Source organism: Enterobacter sp. C3_dUdeg (assembly GCF_057536195.1).
On the sequence record NZ_BAAKFX010000003.1, the window covers coordinates 404,878 to 422,696 of the forward strand.

Genomic DNA, 17,819 nt, shown 5'->3' on the forward strand with positions numbered 1-17,819 from the left:
TCTCTGATAATGAAAAGATGACCACGAGGAGGCTCAACGTGCAAGGCGTACCGGAACAGTTTAATGATGAAAGAGACAGCGCGCGCTTTCGCCATCTGGCGCAGCTGCCGGGCCTGGAGCTTTATCACGCGCATATTTCTGACTACGCCTTTGAGCCTCACACCCATGAAGCCTTCGGGATCGGCACGATTGAAACCGGTGCCGAACGCTTTCGCTATCGCGGTACCCAGCATCTCGCGGCGGAAAAATCCGTCGTCACCATGAACCCGGACGAGATCCATACCGGCGAATCCGCCACCGAAGGCGGCTGGCGCTACCGGATGGTCTATATCGAACCCGATCTTCTGGAAGAGGTGACCGGCCTCCGGCACTGGTGGTTTAGCGATGTCACGCGTCATGACCCGCTGCGCTCGCAGCAAATCGGCAGGCTGATTTACGGATTGTGGCATACGGACGATCCGCTTGCGCAAAAAGGATTACTGCTGGATCTGATTGAGACCTTCCAGCCGCTGGCCCATCACGCGCCGGTGATTCAGGAAGGCGCGCACCGCTTCGAACGCGTGCGCGAGTACCTGCACGACAACTACATGCACGCCCTGACGCTGGACGAGCTGGCCAGCGTCGTTTCGCTGAGCCCGTACCATTTCCAGCGCCAGTTCAAAGCCCATTTTCACGTTACGCCGCACCAGATGCTGATGGCCATTCGCCTCTGGCGCGCTAAAGCGTTCCTCACCCACGGCATGCCAGCCGCCGAAGTGGCAGCCGCGACCGGGCTGACCGACCAGTCCCACTTAACCCGCGCGTTTACCCGCCGCTACGGCATTACGCCCGTGCGCTACCAGAAGCAGGTCACCCGGCGCTAATGCGCAATCTCATACAATACGCACGCATTTTCCCCTCCTACACTGCATGCAGCGTAAATACCTGTGGATGGAAAAATGATTAGTGGAGTGTTGTATGCCCTGCTGGCCGGGATGATGTGGGGGCTTATTTTTGTCGGCCCGCTGATCGTGCCCGAGTATCCGGCAATACTGCAGTCGACCGGACGCTATCTGGCGCTCGGGCTGATTGCCCTGCCCCTGGCGTGGCTGGGACGCGCGCGCTTGCGTCAGCTCAGCCGTCAGGACTGGGGCACCGCGCTGGCGCTGACCATGATGGGCAATCTTATCTACTACGTTTGCCTTGCGAGTGCCATTCAGCGTACCGGTGCGCCGGTATCTACCATGATTATCGGCACGCTGCCGGTCGTCATTCCCGTCTTTGCTAACCTGCTCTACAGCCACCGCGATGGCAAACTGGCGTGGTCAAAAATGGCGCCGGCGCTGGTATGCACCGCCATGGGGCTGGTATGCGTCAATATTGCCGAGCTGCGTCACGGGCAGGCGGATGTTGACCTGTGGCGTTACGGCTCTGGCATTGTGCTGGCGTTCATTTCCGTGGCGTGCTGGGCATGGTATGCCCTGCGCAACGCGCGCTGGCTGCGGGAGAACCCTGACAAGCATCCGATGATGTGGGCGACGGCGCAGGCGCTGGTTACGCTGCCCGTCTCGCTGGTGGGCTATGCCGGCGCGTGCATCTGGTTAGGCCATCAACAGCCAGACTTCGCCCAACCCTTCGGGCCAAGACCCTGGGTTTTTATCGGCCTGATGGTTGCGATTGCGGTGCTGTGCTCATGGGTGGGCGCGCTGTGCTGGAACATTGCCAGCCAGAAGCTGCCGACGGTGATTTTAGGGCCGCTGATTGTCTTCGAAACCCTGGCCGGACTGCTTTATACCTTCCTGATGCGCCAGAGCTTACCGCCGTTATTCACGGCCTGCGGGATCGCGCTGCTGGTGGTGGGAGTGGTGATGGCGGTAAGAGCGAAGCCGGAAAAACCGAGGGTCATTCCGGCTTCGGAGATGTGAGCATTGCCCAGCGGCGCTGCGCTTGCAGGGCCTACAAAATCGTAGGCCCGGTAAGGCGTAGCCGCCACCGGGCAAGCCCTTAAAACGTTTCCCAGTTCCCTTCAGACGCCGCCGCTACGGGCTGCGCTTTAGGTACATAGGTTTTCACCGGCGCCGCTTTGACCGCCTGGTTGCGGGTGATTTTGAACACCGCCACCGCTTCGTTCAGGCGGGCAGCCTGATCTTCCAGCGCCGCCGCCGCGGCCGCAGATTCCTCTACCAGCGATGCGTTCTGCTGGGTCACGCGGTCCATCTCGGCTACCGCCTGGCCCACCTGGTCAATACCGCGGCTCTGCTCGTCAGAGGCCGAGGCAATTTCACCCATGATGTCGGTGACGCGGGTGACCGCATTAACGATCTCTGCCATCGTCTCCCCGGCTTCGTTGACCAGCTGGGAGCCCGCGTTCACGCGCTCGCCGGAATCATCGATCAGCGCTTTGATCTCTTTCGCCGCCTGGGCGCTGCGCTGTGCGAGAGTACGGACCTCCCCTGCTACCACCGCAAAACCACGGCCCTGCTCGCCCGCGCGCGCCGCTTCAACCGCCGCGTTCAGCGCCAGAATGTTAGTCTGGAAGGCAATACCGTCGATCACGTTAGTAATTTGCGCGATTTTACTGGAACTGGTGGCGATTTCGTCCATTGTACGCACCACGCCTTCCACCACGTTACCGCCCTTCTTCGCCGTTGAGGAGGCGTCCAGCGCCAGACGGGAAGCCTGACGCGCGTTATCGGCGTTCTGCTTCACGGTTGCCGTCAGCTGTTCCATGCTGGCTGCCGTCTCTTCCAGAGACGCGGCCTGCTGCTCGGTACGGGAAGAGAGGTCGTTGCTGCCGGCAGAAATTTCACCGGCACCGGTGTAGATGGTATCCGCACCTTCACGCACCACGCCCACGGTGTTCGCCAGCGAGGTCTGCATCTCCTGAACGTTGCGCGCCAGGATAGCCATTTCGTTCTTACCTTCAGCCTGAATCGGCTGGGTTAAATCTCCCGCCGCAATGGCGCGAATATGGTTAATCACCTCTTCCAGAGGCAGCAGCAGCACGCGGCGCATGGCTACCCAGCTGGAAATAATCACCACAATCACCAGCAGCATAACCGCAGAGAGGATCCACAGGATGCGCTTGTAGTCGCTTTCATTGTCCTGGATGCCTTTATCGGTGAGCGTTGCCTGCGCTTCACGCCATTCACGGTAAACCGCCTGCATCGCGGTCTGCTTTTGCTCCGCGTTCTGCTTGAACATGTCTTCCAGATTGCCCTGGCTCAGCAGGACGTTCATTTGCGTCAGCGTTGCAGAGTAAATGCGGTACTGCTCTTCAAGCCGGTTAGCCAGGTTCTCGTCCAGGCCCGGCGTATTTGGCAGGGCATAGTATTTATCGTAATGGACCTGCGCATCGGCGAGCAGATTTTTCGCCGTGTTGACCAGCTCATTAAGCTGCCCACCGTTAATCTGAGAGGCCATGCTGCTTTGCAGACGCAGCATCCCGCGGTTCAGCGTCACGCGCGCCTGGTTCAGGCTGATCCACGCATCGGTAAACTCCGCCACGTTCTTGCTGGAGAGCTGCGACACGGTGAAGTTGTCTTTATCGTTATTCAGCGCGTTGATAAAGATACCCGCGGAAATCACTTGCATGATGCCGAGCACAAGCAGCACCGAAATCAGAAGGGTAATGACTTTTATACGTTTAAACATGCGTTGCCTTTGTTATATGCAGGTTTGTCTGACGTGGATATATCGGCAGGCGCGGCGGGTTGTTTACTGTTTCTACACCTTTAAAAAGTTTCTAAACCACTTTCCTAAGTCCATTCAGAGAGTTAAACGGGGTATTTTTTTGTGATCTGCATCTCACTTTCCCCTTCCCTCTAAAGGGTTATAGCGCTGGCTTAAAGATGCATTTAATATGCACCTTATATTATTGATGACGAGGTAACTGCTATGGCCTTTCGCGACCAACCCCTTGGCGAGCTGGCGCTCTCCATTCCTCGCGCTTCTGCGCTGTTCCGTAAATACGATATGGATTACTGCTGCGGTGGTAAGCAAACCCTGGCGCGTGCGGCCTCACGCAAGGAACTGGACGTTGAGGTGATTGAAGCAGAGCTGGCGCAGCTGGCCGGGCAGCCCGCCGACAAAGACTGGCGAACCGCCCCGCTCGCTGAAATCATCGACCATATCATCGTGCGATACCATGACCGTCACCGTGAACAGCTGCCGGAACTGATCCTGCAGGCAACCAAAGTCGAGCGCGTACATGCCGACAAACCTTCCGTACCGCGCGGTCTGGCGAAATACCTGACCCTGCTGCACGAAGAGCTTTCCAGCCATATGATGAAAGAAGAGCAGATCCTCTTCCCGATGATTAAACAGGGAATGGGAAGCCAGGCGATGGGGCCTATCAGCGTGATGGAAAGCGAGCACGATGATGCGGGTGAGCTGCTGGAAGTGATCAAACACACCACCCACAACGTCACGCCGCCGCCAGAAGCGTGCACAACGTGGAAAGCGATGTACAACGGCATTAACGAGATGATTGACGACCTGATGGAACACATCAGTCTTGAGAACAACGTTCTGTTCCCGCGGGCATTAGCTGGGGAATAAAAAAGGCCGCTGCGGCCTGATGCCCTCCCCCCGGCCCTCTCCCACGGGGAGAGGGTGCAAAAACTAAAAACGGCAACCGAAGTTGCCGTTTTGCTTTTACCTTACGCCTGCCATACGTTTCTTACCGATAAACACCCAGCCCAGCCCCAGCGCGATAAACCACAGCGGCGTGACGATGAGTGCCTGACGGGTATCATCTTCCAGCGTCAGCAGAACCAGCACGAAGACGAAGAACGCCATGCACACCCAGCACATCAGCTTGCCCAGCGGCATCTTGTAGATCGATTTTTCATGCAGGTGCGGGCGCTGCTTGCGGTACACCAGGTATGAACAGAGGATGATGGTCCAGACGAACATAAACAGGATCGCTGAGACCGTGGTGATCATGGTGAACGCGCCAATCACGCTTGGGTTCACGTAGAGCATCACCACGCCGCCCAGCAGGCACATGCAGGAGAAGGTCAACCCTTTTGCCGGTACCGCGCGCTTCGACAGCTTGGCGAACGCGCTCGGCGCCACGCCTTCCTGCGCCAGACCAAACAGCATACGGCTGGTGGAGAATACGCCGCTGTTGGCAGACGAGGCAGCAGAGGTCAACACCACGAAGTTAATCAGGCTCGCGGCAGCAGGCAGGCCTACCAGCACGAACAGCTCAACGAACGGGCTCTTGGTTGGCACCACGGAGCTCCACGGCGTCACGGACATAATGACGATCAGCGCGAAGACGTAGAACATGATGATACGCAGCGGAATAGAGTTAATCGCGCGCGGGAGAGACTTCTCGGGATCTTTGGTCTCCGCTGCCGTCGTGCCCACCAGCTCAATGCCCACGAAAGCAAAAACCGCGATCTGGAAGCCGGCAAAGAAGCCGCTAATGCCTTTCGGGAACCAGCCGCCGTCATTCCACAGATGGGTAAACGACGCCTGAACGCCCGTTGGGGACTGGAAGTGGGTGAGCACCATCACCAGCCCCACGACGATAAGCCCGACAATCGCCACGATTTTGATCATCGCGAACCAGAACTCCATCTCACCGAACATTTTAACGGTGGCGAGGTTAAGGCTCAGCAGCAGAACAATGACCGCCAGCGAGGCGACCCAGTCCGACAGCCCCGGGAACCAGAACTGCGCGTAGGCGGTAATCGCCACGACGTCCGCCATACCGGTGACAACCCAGCAGAACCAGTAGGTCCAGCCGGTAAAATAGCCCGCCCACGGCCCGAGCAGGTCAGAAGCGAAGTCGCTAAAGGATTTGTATTCGAGGTTCGAGAGCAGCAGTTCACCCATTGCACGCATCACGAAGAAGAGCATAAAACCGATGATCATATAAACGAATATGATCGACGGCCCGGCGAGACTGATGGTTTTGCCTGACCCCATAAACAGCCCGGTACCGATGGCACCCCCAATCGCAATGAGCTGAATATGACGGTTAGTGAGATTGCGCCGTAGCGACTGTTCAGACGACGCCTCTTCGTCGGCGACGACTTTGACCTGATCTACCATGTGATATTTTCCTGTTTATGCCTGTCTGTGTTGTTAAGGCTCTTCTGGCCTTTAAATACGTCAAAAGATGACGTTCCCTTGTAAGGGCTAATCGATATTAGGTAAGAATCGGCGGGATGAATACTATGATTTAGATATTATGTTAATAATATGTTGAAAGTGAGTGTCATATCACTCATACAGCGCGAAACAGCTCACAAAAATACACGCAACAGTTTCGTTTGCAAGATAAAATATTGATTACGTCGTAACTATAGGTTTTAACACTATTTCCTCTCCCCAACCGGGAAGAGGAAATAAGAAAAGTCGATTACAGAATTTCCAGCAGCTCGACTTCAAAGACCAGGGTGCTGAATGGCGGAATGGACGCGCCAGCGCCGCGCTCGCCGTAGGCCAGGTTATGCGGGATAGTCAGTTCCCATTTGGAACCGACCGGCATCAGGGTCAGAGCTTCGATCCAGCCTGCGATCACGCCGTTGACCGGGAACTCAGCCGGTTCGCCGCGCGCCACGGAGCTGTCGAACACGGTACCGTCGATCAGTTTACCGGTGTAATGCACGCGAACGTGGTCGGTACGCGCCGGGATTGCGCCGTCGCCCTGATTGATCACGCGGAACTGCAGACCAGACTCGGTGCTGTTCACGCCTTCACGCTCGCGGTTCTCTTCCAGATATTTCACACCTTCGGCAGCCATCTCTTCGAAGCGCGCGCGACGCACGGCGTCAGCACGTTCGTGGATTTCACGCAGCGCACGGTGCACAACGTCTACCGGAACGGCAGGCTGTTTGCCTTCCAGCGCGTCAGCGATACCCGCCACCAGCGCTTCTGGTAACAGACCTTCCAGGCCGGATTCGCTCAGCTGCTGTCCTACCTGCAAGCCGATACCGTAACTTGCCTGCGCTTCGATAGTGTCAAAAGTCGGGGTGGTCATGGGTTTTCCTTCCATCGCATTTAAAGTAGCGGGCAGCATATCAGCCATGCCCTTATGGGTAAAACTTTGTCTGAAGTTAAGGTGACAAACCGCGACGAAACAGAAACAATAGAGATAACCAGGATTAATCCCGAACTGATGTCACGGATGTCGGGTTTACTACGCCGTTCAGGCAGTTAGCAAACTATACTTCGGGGCACAGGATAAAAAATACGCGGAGCAGGAGGAGTGCCATGCCCGGGCGATTTGAACTGAAACCTACCCTGGCGAAAATCTGGCAGGCGCCGGACAATTTTCGCATCATGGACCCGCTGCCTCCTCTGCATCGCAGAGGGATCATCATTGGCGCGCTGATGGTGATCGTGGGCTTCCTGCTTCCTTCCGGGGGCGATGATGTCGATACCGCACCCGTCACCCGCAATGCTCAGCTGGACATTCAGTCGCAGACGCGGCCGCAGCATGACGCACAGCCGATGCAGACGCAGCTTGTGACCCCGTCTAACGATCCGGGTCAGGTCGCGCCGGTTGAGCCAGAACCTATTCAGGATGAACAGCCGCAGGATCAAGCCGCCGCCCCGTCTCAGCCTCAGACGCAAAAGCCTACCGGTATTGAGCAACAGTGGCGTTCCTATCGCGTAGAGCCGGGCAAAACTCTGGCACAGCTGTTCCGCGACCACAATCTGCCGCCAACCGACGTGTATGCCATGGCGAAGGTGGAAGGTGCGGGTAAACCGCTCAGTAATCTGCAGAATGGACAGATGGTACAGGTTCGCCAGAATGCCAGCGGGGTGGTGACAGGGTTAACGATTGATACGGGAAATGGACAACAGGTGCTGTTTACCCGCCAGCCAGACGGCAGTTTTATCAGGGCGCGTTAAGACCCGGTTTTCTAAAAAGCAAAACGCCGGCACAAGGCCGGCGTTTCAACGTGAGCAGAGTAAAAAATTACTCAGCTACAACGTTAACAACCAGTTTAGCGAACACTTCGCTGTGAACCTGGAAGTCAACTTCGTGCTCACCAGTGGTACGCAGAACGCCGTTCGGCAGACGAACTTCGCTCTTAGCCACTTTAACGCCTGCTGCAGAAACTGCATCAGCGATATCGCGAGTACCGATGGAACCGAACAGTTTACCTTCGTCGCCTGATTTAGACGCGATGGTAACGGTGCCCAGTGCGTTGATTGCTTCAGCGCGAGCGTTAGCAGCCGCCAGAACGTCAGCCAGTTTGGCTTCCAGTTCAGCGCGACGTGCTTCGAAAAACTCTACGTTTTTCTTGGTAGCTGGAACAGCTTTACCCTGTGGAACCAGGAAGTTACGTGCGTAACCCGCTTTAACGTTAACCTGATCACCCAGGCTGCCCAGGTTTGCTACTTTATCAAGCAGAATAACTTGCATTACCTTATCCTCTTAAAGTCGTATTAATGGACCGTGCCCGATTACTGATGACGATCAGTGTACGGCAGCAGGGACAGGTAGCGAGCGCGTTTGATAGCGCGAGCCAGCTGACGCTGGTATTTTGCACGAGTACCGGTGATACGGCTTGGGACAATCTTACCGCTTTCGGTGATGTAGTTTTTCAGCGTTGCGATATCTTTATAGTCGATCTCTTGAACGCCTTCCGCGGTGAAACGGCAGAACTTGCGACGACGGAAATAACGTGCCATATGGCTAGTCTCCAGAATCTATCAAATCAATCTGCTCGGCATGCAGAACCATTTTGCTCAGGCCGTTCTTTGCCTTGTGGCAAGAGATGAACCCCTGAACGATTACTGCGCTACCGACCGTTAAACTGTGAGTAATGGCCTGGTTTTCGTGTCCGCTAATAATAACGGGCATTTGGCACCACGCCTGCCGGTGAAACCCGGCTTCCTCTTGCACAGAACGATGCTCAAGCACGAACTGGCAATGCGGAATTCCTGATGGACTGACCTTTCGAAGGGGAGCCCTGCATACGATGCCGGACAACGCCAGACGGTTGGCCATCAGAAATTACTCTTCAGAATCCCCAGCATCAGAATCATCTGCGGTTTCGTTTGCGAAATCATCGCGACGCTCACGGCGCTCGTCTTTCGCTTTAACCATCGGAGATGCTTCGGTAACTGCGTTTTTGGTACGCATAACCATGCTGCGGATAACGGCATCGTTGAAGCGGAAGGTAGTTTCCAGCTCATCGATCACTTCCTGCGGCGCTTCAACGTTCATCAGAACGTAGTGTGCTTTGTGCAGTTTGTTGATCGGGTAAGCCAGCTGACGGCGGCCCCAGTCTTCCAGACGGTGGATCGTACCTTCTGCACCAGTGATGGCAGCAGAGTAACGCTCGATCATACCCGGAACCTGTTCGCTCTGGTCAGGATGGACCATAAAAACGATTTCGTAATGACGCATCGAATTGCTCCTTACGGATTATTCAGCCTCCTGTCTGGGTCAGCCGAGGCCCGGGGAGGCAAGGAACGTGTTAAAGGTCGGCTGAAAAATTGACGCGTCATAATACTTGCGCGCCCCTGGAAACTCAAGCTGATTGCACAAATAATTCGCACAAAGCGCGAAGCGGGTCTAAGTGGGTGATTTAAAATTGGTCACACCCGGAAGCGTTGTTTTTTTGAACAACTGCATCAGAAATGGTCACGCATCCCCGCCGGATGAGTGATTACACTTTAATTAGAGATCGCCTGAATTAAAGAAGGAGCATCCCCCCTCTCGCAGCACGTAGTCGTGGAGCGCATATCATGAAAAAAATCGCATTAGCCATAATGGCTGCGCTTTTGCTCAGTGCAAACGCGATGGCAGCCATCAAGATAGACAGCCGACAGGCCAGAAACATGGATGATGTGCAAAGCTTGGGCGTAATTTACATCAATCATAATTTCGCCACGGAAAGTGAAGCAGATCAGGCATTAAACGCAGAAACCGATGCGCAGGGCGCAACCTATTATCACGTGATGTTAACCCGTGAGCCCGGCAGCAACGGCAACATGCACGCCAGTGCAGATATTTACCGATAACGCTTTAACGCTAGCACCAGGAAAGCCAACAACGAGAACATAGCCATAGTTGACGTTGCCCCCTGCCCGGGGGCTTTTTTTTTGAATGGCTCCGGAATACTCCCGGTAAAAGAGCCCCCTGAGATCCTTCACATGCTGGAAGGTAAGGGCGTCAAAGTCCTGCGCGTTTACAGGTGCTGGCGGAAAAAAGCCACCGTAGCGTCCAGCGCCGTTGGCGTAATGCGGTGGCGGACGCCCGGTTCCCACAGACAGGTCAGATTAGCGTCCAGCCCTTCATTGATTAACGCCTGCTGCAGACGGAAGGTTCCCTCGGGCGGGACCACATCATCCGCGTCACCGTGCCACAGCAGCAGCGGGCGATCGGCCACGCGCGGCAATGCCCGGGTCACTTCCCACTCTGCCAGCGTCGCGGTCATTTCCGTTAAATCCTGAGGGGGAAAGAGGGTCTTCGCCAGCGAAGTAAAGTAGCCCGAGCCCATCAGACAGGCGACAGACTTCACTTCAGGATAATGCGTCATAATCCCCAGCGCCGTCATACCGCCCATCGATGCCCCGGCTACCGCCAGACGATTGTCGGCCACCAGCCCTGCCTCATAAAGCGCATCGCGCAGCCCGGAAAACTCGGTCAGACTCCCGTGCAGAATGTGCCAGAACTGCCCCAGCCGCGCCTGTTCATTACCCGTAAAGCGTGCGCCGTGGTCGGGTGCATCTGGCATCACCACGCGAAAACCCGCCTGCGCCAGCGCTACCGCAAAATAACTGTAAACCAGCTTCGATGAGGTAAACCCATGATAAAAAACCACAACAGGCAGCGGTTTATCACGTTTACCCACCGGCATCGCGTGTAAAATTTCATGGTCGCCGAGGTGGCGTATTTCAATTTCAATCATTGTCGACCCTGTGCGAATCTATGATTCATAATGTTGAGAACTGGGTTACGCTTTCGCGTCATTTTCATTCGAAATATACGTCCCAGATAACACTTCGGGAACATTCCCCCAAAACTAAATTCACAGCCAACTACACTATGGCTATCAGGAAACGAGATATGGTTATGCGCAGGTTTGCTGCTTTATTGCTGGTGTTTCTGCTGAGTGGCTGTAGCGCGCTGCAGGGAACGCCGCAACCCGCTCCACCGGTCGCCGATCATCCACAGGAGATTCGTCGTAATCAGACGGAAGGATTACAACGAATGGGCACCATCTCCGCGCTGGTTCGCGGTTCTCCGGATGACGCAGAATCGGCAATAAAAGCACAGGCCGTCGCTGCCAAAGCAGATTATTACGTCATCATTATGATCGACGAAACCATCATAACGGGACAATGGTATTCACAGGCCATTTTGTACCGTAAATAATGGTTTTCCTTTGAACGAGATTTACACTGCTTTGCGTCCATAGACATTTTCCTGTCCACAATAAACTCCACGCCCGCATCAATGGAAGGGAGTTTATTAGCGAAGGATTGCCCGGCGGATACCGGATATATGTGAAATGGAGCTGACGATGAAACGAACTCTTGCTTTGACCTCACTGTTGCTCTCAGCAGGCCTGCTGAGCACCACCGCGCAGTCAGCAGAATTCGCCAGTGCTGATTGTGTGACTGGCCTGAATGAAATTGGCCAGATCTCCGTGAATAATATCTCGGGGAGCCCGCAAGACGTTGAACGTGTCGTGGCATTAAAGGCCGATGAGCAGGGTGCTTCATGGTATCGCATCATCCAGATGCAGGAAGATAACCATATCGATCGCTGGCGGGTACAGGCCATTCTCTACGTGTAAACTCCCTCCTGATAAAAGCCACTTACTTTTAGTGGCTTTTCGTTTTTGCAAATTTTTTATCTTATATAAAACCAATAAAGAACAATTAAATAACATTTTGTTACATTAAAACAGTAAACGTAATCCCCGCTCTGCCGTTGAAGAACCATAACTTTTCAAAGATGAGCAATTTATGATCAACTTTTTCCGCCGTGCGGGCCTGGGGTCGAAACTCTCGCTGCTAACTGGCGTCAGTGTCGCCACGCTGTTTCTGCTATTCACTTTTCTGCTCAGCCAAAAAGCCAGCCAGCAGCTTGAAGCCCTTGCGGTCGAAGATCTGCATAATCAGTCCACCGGCATGGTCGACATGGTGCAGATGTTCAACACCAGCCTGAGTGAAGAGGTTGAGAGCTATACCCGTCTGTTTTCCACCTTTTTACCGCAGCCCCTGAACATTGATAATTCCCAACACCAGACGATTAACGGACTTAGCGTTCCGCTTCTGAAAGGCGGAGACACCGGGCTGCATGAAAATAACCCCCTTTCGGACGAGTTCCTGAACCGTACGGGAGCCATTTCGACGCTGTTTGTACGCAGCGGTAACGACTTTGTTCGCGTAGCCACTTCCCTGCGCAAAGAGAATGGCGATCGGGCAATGGGTACCGTTCTGGATAACGCCAGCCCGGCCTTTGCTGCCGTCAACAAAGGTGAAGTCTACCGCGGCCTGGCGCTGCTTTTCGGCAAACGCTACATCACCCAGTACCAGCCCGTTAAAAACGCCGAAGGGCAGGTCATTGCGATCGTCTTTGTCGGGGTGGACATCACCCACTCCTGGAACGTCATGCGCGAGAAAATCCTCAACCGCCGCCTGGGCGAGAGCGGTCGCTTCTTCGTGCTGGATCGCAGCAACGGCAAAACGCGTGGGCAATACCTGTTCCACGCCAGCGAAGAGGGAAAACTGCCGAAATGGGACGGCGCGACGCAGCAACAGCTTCTGAGTGACAAACCCGGCACGCTGGAGCGTTCAAGCGACGACGGCCGGACGCTGAAAATGGCCTATACCCCGCTGCCGGGCTGGAACTGGACTATCGTGGGCGAAGTGGATAAATCGGTGCTGCTCTCAAGCGTTACCGCCATGCGCGATCGCTTCCTGCTGGCCGGCGTGGTCTTATCCATCCTTTTTGCTGGCCTGTTCGTGGTCATTATTCGCCGCGTGCTGACCCGACCGCTGCGCAACGTGATCCATCTTGCCCGTCAATATGCCGCAGGGGATCTCCGTTCCAGCCTGCCCGTGACGCGTCAGGACGAAGTCGGCCAGCTGATCGATGCCATCAACGGCATCGGCGGCGGCCTGCAAAAAATTGTCCTGCAGGTCCGTGAGGCTGCAGGCGAGATCCATTTGGGCACCAACGCGCTGGCCGCCGACACTGGCGAGATTTCAGAGCAGATCAACAAGCAGGCCAGCAGCGTGGAGGAGACGTCCGCCAGCATGGAGCAGCTGGCCGCCACCGTGCAGCAAAATGCCGCCAACATGGAGCAAACGCAGCAGCTGGTGGGTGAAACCTCGCTCGCGGTCCATCAGGGCGGTGAGACGGTCACTCACGCGGTGTCGACCATGGACGACATTCGCGAAGCGTCAAAACGCATCGAAGACATCACCCGCGTGATCGAGTCCATCGCTTTCCAGACCAATATTCTGGCGCTGAACGCGGCAGTGGAAGCGGCCCGCGCAGGCGAGCACGGAAAAGGGTTTGCGGTAGTCGCGCAGGAAGTTCGCGCCCTGGCGGGACGCAGCGCTAACGCGGTGAAGGAGATTGAACAGCTGATTGGCGATACGCTCAGAAAAGTGAGTGAGGGTCATGCGCTGTCTGAACGGACGCGCCTGGCGATGGACGACATCATCATTCATATCGATAACATCAGCCAGCTGGTCACCGAGATTAACCATGCCTCACGCGAGCAGTCCGCCGGGATCGGCCAGGTGAACCTCGCCATGACCCATATTGGCGAAGCGTCGCATATCAATGCCGATCGCATCTCACGCAGCGAACAAACGGCTCAAACGCTGCGCGAGAAGGGTTCACACCTGACTCAGCTGGTGAGCCTGTTCCAGCTAAAAGGCTAACCAACTCTGCCCGTCGCACGCAGCAGCAGGTCGCTTTGCACCTGCTCGCTCATCAGCGTGCCGCCACGGGTATCCAGCATCATACGGCACCACGCCTGCGCCACCGGGGGCGATGCGTGCCGCAGCATCTGGCTTCCGGCACCCAGCAAGAAAAGCTGCTGCGCGATCTCCCGCCCCTGCGCCTCCTGCGGTTTACGCAGTTTTTGCTGAAGCTGTCGCCAGCTGCGGTCGAAGTGTCTGTCCTGCCCTTTCACCTGCGCAAACTCGTCGGCAAGCAGGTCGTGAATACCCGGCTGCTTCGCCAGCACGCGCAGAACGTCCAGGCACATAATATTTCCTGACCCTTCCCAGATGCTGTTCACCGGCATCTCGCGGTACAGGCGGGGAAGTTCGCTCTCTTCGCAATATCCATTCCCACCCAGCACCTCCATCGCCTCAGCCACAAACGGGATGCCTGCTTTACAGACGCTAAATTTCGCCGCCGGGGTAAACAGCCGCGCCCAGGCGGCCTCTTGCGGATCGGCACGCTTGTCCCACGCCCGGGCCAGGCGGAACAGCAGCGCCGTTTGCCCCTCCAGCACCAGCGCCATCCGGCTTAATACCTCGCGCATTAAAGGCTGATCGATGAGGTTTTTGCCGAAGGTCTGACGCTGGTGGGCATGGTACAGCGCCACCGAGAGCGCCCGACGCATCAGTCCGTGGCTGCCCAGCGCGCAGTCAAAGCGCGTCAGACCGCCCATTTTGAGGATCTGCCGTACCCCTTCGCCCTCTTCCCCCAGCAGCCAGCCGGAGGCATCGAGGAACTCCGCCTCGCTGCTGGCGTTGGAGCGGTTCCCGAGCTTGTCCTTAAGGCGCTCCAGCCGCACGGCGTTGCGCTGTCCGTCAGGCAAAAAGCGCGGCACAAAAAAGCAGGACAGCCCGCCCTTCGCCTGGGCCAGTACCAGATGCGCATCGCTTTGCGGGACGGAGAAAAACCATTTATGCCCCACCAGCCTGTAGCTGCCGTCACTGCATTTTTCCGCTTTGGTGGTGTTGCTAAGCACGTCCGAGCCGCCCTGCTTTTCCGTCATCCCCATGCCAATCAGCAGGCCGCGCTTTTGCGCACCGGGGGCGAGATGCGGATCGTAGCGATCGCTGAGCAGCGGCGTCAGCCAGTCGTGAAATGCTTTGGGGAGCGCCTGCTGCAGCAGCGGCGTGGCGGCGAACGTCATGGTGACCGGGCAAAGCGTGCCCGCCTCCACCTGAGCATGCAGCACAAAGCGTGCGGCCCGAGCGACAAACGCCCCTTTACGCGCCTCCTCTTCCCACGCCAGGTTATGCACGCGGTTGGCGCAAAGCCCCTGCATCAGCAAGTGCCATGCCGGATGAAAACGCACGTCGTCCAGCCGCTCCCCGGTGGCGTCATAGCGTAACAGCTCGGGCGGGTTGACGTTAGCCAGCCTGCCCAGCTCCAGCGACTCCGCGGTGCCCAACTGCTGCCCGATGCTGGCGAGCAGCTCAAAATCCCACTCGGCTCCTTCACACGCGACCGCATCGCGCAGGGCGCAGTCCGAGAGGAAAAGGTTGCTGTTGGAAAGCGGTGCAGGTTGATTGAAAACGGTATGGGTCTGCCAGTGCATGCTGTCTCCCTCCTTCAGTGGCAATGACGATAAGTATGGACAGACCGCGCGCACGCTGCATGGGAGGGGAGTCACACGTTCACGATCCCGCTGATATCATTCGTGAAATAGCTCACAGAACATAAGAATAAACTATTTCATGACTTCGCTTTTGTTGAATAATTTATTCTTACCCTTTTCAGTGAGGATCGTTATGCAACCGGACGCGCACAAGCGAGCATTAATTGCAGGCTCCATTGGTAACTTTATCGAGTGGTATGAGTTTGCGGTCTACGGTTTTCTGGCGACCGTCATTGCGAAAAACTTCTTCCAGCTTGAAGGAGAGGCGGGGCTGACCAGCCTGATCCTCACCTACGCCTCGTTTGCCATCGCCTTCTTCTTCCGCCCGCTGGGTGCGGTGGTGTTTGGCCGCATCGGCGACCGGATTGGCCGTAAACCGACGCTAATCATCGTGCTGGTGCTGATGACGCTCGCTACCGCCGCCATCGGCATTGTGCCGGTCTACGCCAGCATCGGGATTGCCGCGCCGCTGATTATTACGCTGCTGCGCATCCTGCAGGGGCTGTTCGCGGGCGGCGAGTACGGCGGTGCGGTCTCGCTGATGACGGAGTTCGCCCCGCGCGGCAAGCGTGGGCTCTATGGCGCGTGGCAGTCCTTTACCGTGGCGCTGGGGCTGCTGGCGGGCGCAGGCATCGTGGCGCTGCTCTCCACCCTTCTCACGCCTGAAGCCATGCACGACTGGGGCTGGCGCATTCCGTTCTTCCTGGCGCTGCCCATGGGCGTTGTGGCGCTGTGGCTTCGCGTCAGTATGGAAGAGACACCGAGCTTTGTGCAGCAGCAGGATAAACCGGCTGTCGCTCAGGCGGATACTGCCGCCACGCTCCGGGCCATCGTGATGGGAATCGGGCGCGTCATGGTCTGGTCTGCGGCGGGGTATACCTACCTGGTGATTATGCCGACCTATCTTCAGTCGGCGCTGCACACCGGGTTCAACCAGGCGCTGTTGATAGCGGTGATTTCAAATATTGGTTTTGCACTCACCATCATTCCGTCGGGGATCCTGAGCGACCGGCTCGGCCGCCGCACGGTGATGATTCTCGCCACCGCGCTGCTGCTGATCCTCGCCCTGCCGCTGCTGAAAATCCTGCAGGCGGAGTCGAGTACGCTGGCGGTGAAGGCTGTTGTGGTGCTGATTGCGGGCGGTCTGGTGGGCATGCTGGCGGGTCCGGGCCCGGCGATGCTATCTGAGATGTTCCCGACGCGCGTGCGCTATACGGGGCTGGGGCTGGCCTACTCGTTGTCGAACGCGATTTTCTCGGGATGCGCAGGGTTAATTATTACCGGGCTGATTAAGCAGACGGGCAACCTGGATATTCCGGCGTATTACGTGATGGCGACGGCGGTAGTGAGTATTTTCGCGCTGATGACGCTGAGGAAGGACGACCATTTGCGGTCACTGGAGGAGTGAGGTTGTCACCGTCAGGTGCCCTCACCCCGCCCCTCTCCAACGGGGAGAGGGAGAAAACACAAAAGGCCGTCCTGTGGACGGCCTTGCTGTTTATTCTCCGCGCTGACGCACCGCTTCAAACAGGCAGATGCCCGTCGCAACGGAAACGTTCAGGGACGACACGCTGCCCGCCATCGGGATGCTGATCAGCTCGTCGCAGTGCTCGCGGGTGAGACGACGCATGCCTTCGCCTTCCGCACCCATCACCAGCGCCAGACGGCCGGTCATTTTGCTCTGGTACAGAGTATGATCCGCTTCACCGGCGGTACCGACGATCCAGATATTCTCTTCCTGCAGCAGACGCATAGTGCGCGCCAGGTTAGTCACGCGGATCAGCGGAACGTTTTCCGCCGCGCCGCAGGCCACCTTCTTCGCCGTCGCGTTCAGCTGCGCGGAGCGATCTTTCGGCACGATCACCGCGTGCACGCCCGCCGCATCGGCGCTGCGCAGGCACGCCCCGAGGTTGTGCGGATCGGTAACGCCGTCGAGGATCAGGAAGAACGGGTTATCCAGCTCAGCAATCAGATCCGGCAGATCGTTTTCCTGATACTGACGACCCGGCTTCACGCGGGCAATGATCCCCTGGTGGACCGCGCCTTCGCTTTTCTCATCCAGGAACTGGCGATTCGCCAGCTGGATCACCACGCCCTGCGCTTCCAGGGCGTGGATCAGCGGCATCAGACGCTTATCTTCACGCCCTTTCAGAATAAACACTTCCTGAAAACGCTCCGGTGCGCGCTCGAGAAGGGCCTGCACCGCGTGGATGCCGTAAATCATTTCACTCATTGATGGTTCTCGTAATAAGTATTTCCCCTCCCCCCGCTGGGGAG

At 56.8% G+C, this 17,819-nt stretch carries 19 protein-coding genes; 9 read left to right on the forward strand and 10 right to left on the reverse strand.

The features are described from left to right. The first annotated feature begins 38 nt into the window (after positions 1–38). Together AC27FC_RS11920 and AC27FC_RS11925 are read left to right on the forward strand one after the other, a co-directional pair. On the forward strand, positions 39–863 hold the full coding sequence (locus AC27FC_RS11920; RefSeq protein ID WP_033144477.1) for an AraC family transcriptional regulator: 825 nt from the start codon (positions 39–41) through the stop codon (positions 861–863). A gap of 75 nt (positions 864–938) precedes the next feature. Continuing rightward, positions 939–1,904 (forward strand): DMT family transporter, encoded by a 966-nt coding sequence (locus tag AC27FC_RS11925; protein WP_196354822.1) that lies wholly within the window; start codon positions 939–941, stop codon positions 1,902–1,904. Positions 1,905–1,983: 79 nt separating this feature from the next. Here the strand turns inward: AC27FC_RS11925 and AC27FC_RS11930 are convergent, their stop codons facing one another. After that, on the reverse strand, positions 1,984–3,633 hold the full coding sequence (locus AC27FC_RS11930; protein ID WP_063440651.1) for a methyl-accepting chemotaxis protein: 1,650 nt from the start codon (positions 3,631–3,633) through the stop codon (positions 1,984–1,986). A gap of 243 nt (positions 3,634–3,876) precedes the next feature. On the opposite strand from AC27FC_RS11930, the gene ytfE reads away from it, so the two are divergent. Further along, the gene (ytfE, locus tag AC27FC_RS11935; RefSeq protein ID WP_094935132.1) at positions 3,877–4,539 is read left to right on the forward strand and encodes an iron-sulfur cluster repair protein YtfE; all 663 of its coding nucleotides are present in this window, start codon (positions 3,877–3,879) and stop codon (positions 4,537–4,539) included. 96 nt (positions 4,540–4,635) lie between these two features. On the opposite strand, the gene cycA is transcribed toward ytfE, so the two are convergent. Beyond that, positions 4,636–6,045 carry a D-serine/D-alanine/glycine transporter gene (gene cycA, locus AC27FC_RS11940; protein ID WP_048977313.1) on the reverse strand — a complete coding sequence of 470 codons (1,410 nt, stop codon included), beginning with the start codon at positions 6,043–6,045 and terminating at the stop codon, positions 4,636–4,638. A 310-nt stretch (positions 6,046–6,355) separates the two neighbouring features. Then, positions 6,356–6,976, reverse strand: coding sequence for a BamJ family beta-barrel-assembly machinery protein (gene bamJ, locus AC27FC_RS11945; RefSeq protein WP_008502892.1), 621 nt, complete (start codon positions 6,974–6,976; stop codon positions 6,356–6,358). A 233-nt stretch (positions 6,977–7,209) separates the two neighbouring features. On the opposite strand from bamJ, the gene AC27FC_RS11950 reads away from it, so the two are divergent. After that, entirely contained in the window at positions 7,210–7,854 is a 645-nt protein-coding gene (locus AC27FC_RS11950) for an OapA family protein (protein ID WP_094935131.1), read from the forward strand. A 67-nt stretch (positions 7,855–7,921) separates the two neighbouring features. Here AC27FC_RS11950 and rplI read toward each other — a convergent pair whose 3' ends face one another. The 4 genes from rplI to rpsF are packed head-to-tail and all read right to left on the reverse strand — an operon-like array spanning position 7,922 to position 9,361. Next, a complete protein-coding gene (gene rplI, locus AC27FC_RS11955) occupies positions 7,922–8,371 on the reverse strand; it encodes a 50S ribosomal protein L9 (RefSeq protein WP_023310148.1) in 450 nt (149 codons plus the stop codon). 41 nt (positions 8,372–8,412) lie between these two features. After that, positions 8,413–8,640: a 30S ribosomal protein S18 gene (rpsR, locus tag AC27FC_RS11960; RefSeq protein ID WP_000135199.1), complete on the reverse strand. Its 228-nt coding sequence runs from the start codon at positions 8,638–8,640 to the stop codon at positions 8,413–8,415. A 4-nt stretch (positions 8,641–8,644) separates the two neighbouring features. Next, on the reverse strand, positions 8,645–8,959 hold the full coding sequence (gene priB, locus AC27FC_RS11965; RefSeq protein WP_094935130.1) for a primosomal replication protein N: 315 nt from the start codon (positions 8,957–8,959) through the stop codon (positions 8,645–8,647). 6 nt (positions 8,960–8,965) lie between these two features. Next, entirely contained in the window at positions 8,966–9,361 is a 396-nt protein-coding gene (rpsF, locus tag AC27FC_RS11970; protein ID WP_014068637.1) for a 30S ribosomal protein S6, read from the reverse strand. Between the two features lie 341 nt (positions 9,362–9,702). Here rpsF and yjfY point away from each other — a divergent pair, with 341 nt between their 5' ends. Next, complete coding sequence (gene yjfY / locus AC27FC_RS11975) at positions 9,703–9,978, forward strand: DUF1471 family protein YjfY (protein ID WP_029740378.1); 276 nt, start codon at positions 9,703–9,705, stop codon at positions 9,976–9,978. A 167-nt stretch (positions 9,979–10,145) separates the two neighbouring features. Here yjfY and yjfP read toward each other — a convergent pair whose 3' ends face one another. Continuing rightward, positions 10,146–10,868, reverse strand: coding sequence for an esterase (gene yjfP, locus AC27FC_RS11980; RefSeq protein ID WP_196354821.1), 723 nt, complete (start codon positions 10,866–10,868; stop codon positions 10,146–10,148). Between the two features lie 137 nt (positions 10,869–11,005). Here yjfP and bsmA point away from each other — a divergent pair, with 137 nt between their 5' ends. The 3 genes from bsmA to AC27FC_RS11995 all read left to right on the forward strand — a co-directional run bounded on the left by bsmA (position 11,006) and on the right by AC27FC_RS11995 (position 13,863). Then, complete coding sequence (gene bsmA / locus AC27FC_RS11985; RefSeq protein WP_029740376.1) at positions 11,006–11,335, forward strand: biofilm peroxide resistance protein BsmA; 330 nt, start codon at positions 11,006–11,008, stop codon at positions 11,333–11,335. Between the two features lie 136 nt (positions 11,336–11,471). Further along, positions 11,472–11,759: a DUF1471 family protease activator YjfN gene (gene yjfN, locus AC27FC_RS11990; RefSeq protein ID WP_032665074.1), complete on the forward strand. Its 288-nt coding sequence runs from the start codon at positions 11,472–11,474 to the stop codon at positions 11,757–11,759. Between the two features lie 172 nt (positions 11,760–11,931). Then, positions 11,932–13,863: a methyl-accepting chemotaxis protein gene (locus tag AC27FC_RS11995; RefSeq protein WP_196354820.1), complete on the forward strand. Its 1,932-nt coding sequence runs from the start codon at positions 11,932–11,934 to the stop codon at positions 13,861–13,863. Here the strand turns inward: AC27FC_RS11995 and AC27FC_RS12000 are convergent. Further along, entirely contained in the window at positions 13,860–15,482 is a 1,623-nt protein-coding gene (locus AC27FC_RS12000) for an isovaleryl-CoA dehydrogenase (protein ID WP_196354819.1), read from the reverse strand. The genes AC27FC_RS11995 and AC27FC_RS12000 overlap by 4 nt on opposite strands. 193 nt (positions 15,483–15,675) lie before the next feature. Between AC27FC_RS12000 and AC27FC_RS12005 the strand changes: the two genes are divergently transcribed. Beyond that, complete coding sequence (locus AC27FC_RS12005; protein WP_196354818.1) at positions 15,676–16,950, forward strand: MFS transporter; 1,275 nt, start codon at positions 15,676–15,678, stop codon at positions 16,948–16,950. A 90-nt stretch (positions 16,951–17,040) separates the two neighbouring features. On the opposite strand, the gene rlmB is transcribed toward AC27FC_RS12005, so the two are convergent. Then, positions 17,041–17,775, reverse strand: coding sequence for a 23S rRNA (guanosine(2251)-2'-O)-methyltransferase RlmB (gene rlmB / locus AC27FC_RS12010; protein WP_010427468.1), 735 nt, complete (start codon positions 17,773–17,775; stop codon positions 17,041–17,043). Positions 17,776–17,819 lie beyond the last annotated feature (44 nt).

What these genes read in the sequence shown, in the direction of transcription:
- yjfN (WP_032665074.1), top strand. Translation starts at nt 11,472, where the DNA reads ATGGAGCTGACGATGAAACGAACTCTTGCTTTGACCTCACTGTTGCTC.
- rpsR (WP_000135199.1), bottom strand. Translation starts at nt 8,640, where the DNA reads ATGGCACGTTATTTCCGTCGTCGCAAGTTCTGCCGTTTCACCGCGGAA.
- priB (WP_094935130.1), bottom strand. Translation starts at nt 8,959, where the DNA reads ATGGCCAACCGTCTGGCGTTGTCCGGCATCGTATGCAGGGCTCCCCTT.
- cycA (WP_048977313.1), bottom strand. Translation starts at nt 6,045, where the DNA reads ATGGTAGATCAGGTCAAAGTCGTCGCCGACGAAGAGGCGTCGTCTGAA.
- AC27FC_RS11925 (WP_196354822.1), top strand. Translation starts at nt 939, where the DNA reads ATGATTAGTGGAGTGTTGTATGCCCTGCTGGCCGGGATGATGTGGGGG.
- AC27FC_RS11950 (WP_094935131.1), top strand. Translation starts at nt 7,210, where the DNA reads ATGCCCGGGCGATTTGAACTGAAACCTACCCTGGCGAAAATCTGGCAG.
- AC27FC_RS11995 (WP_196354820.1), top strand. Translation starts at nt 11,932, where the DNA reads ATGATCAACTTTTTCCGCCGTGCGGGCCTGGGGTCGAAACTCTCGCTG.
- rpsF (WP_014068637.1), bottom strand. Translation starts at nt 9,361, where the DNA reads ATGCGTCATTACGAAATCGTTTTTATGGTCCATCCTGACCAGAGCGAA.
- bsmA (WP_029740376.1), top strand. Translation starts at nt 11,006, where the DNA reads ATGGCTATCAGGAAACGAGATATGGTTATGCGCAGGTTTGCTGCTTTA.
- rplI (WP_023310148.1), bottom strand. Translation starts at nt 8,371, where the DNA reads ATGCAAGTTATTCTGCTTGATAAAGTAGCAAACCTGGGCAGCCTGGGT.
- AC27FC_RS12005 (WP_196354818.1), top strand. Translation starts at nt 15,676, where the DNA reads ATGCAACCGGACGCGCACAAGCGAGCATTAATTGCAGGCTCCATTGGT.
- yjfY (WP_029740378.1), top strand. Translation starts at nt 9,703, where the DNA reads ATGAAAAAAATCGCATTAGCCATAATGGCTGCGCTTTTGCTCAGTGCA.
- rlmB (WP_010427468.1), bottom strand. Translation starts at nt 17,775, where the DNA reads ATGAGTGAAATGATTTACGGCATCCACGCGGTGCAGGCCCTTCTCGAG.
- bamJ (WP_008502892.1), bottom strand. Translation starts at nt 6,976, where the DNA reads ATGACCACCCCGACTTTTGACACTATCGAAGCGCAGGCAAGTTACGGT.
- ytfE (WP_094935132.1), top strand. Translation starts at nt 3,877, where the DNA reads ATGGCCTTTCGCGACCAACCCCTTGGCGAGCTGGCGCTCTCCATTCCT.
- yjfP (WP_196354821.1), bottom strand. Translation starts at nt 10,868, where the DNA reads ATGATTGAAATTGAAATACGCCACCTCGGCGACCATGAAATTTTACAC.
- AC27FC_RS11930 (WP_063440651.1), bottom strand. Translation starts at nt 3,633, where the DNA reads ATGTTTAAACGTATAAAAGTCATTACCCTTCTGATTTCGGTGCTGCTT.
- AC27FC_RS12000 (WP_196354819.1), bottom strand. Translation starts at nt 15,482, where the DNA reads ATGCACTGGCAGACCCATACCGTTTTCAATCAACCTGCACCGCTTTCC.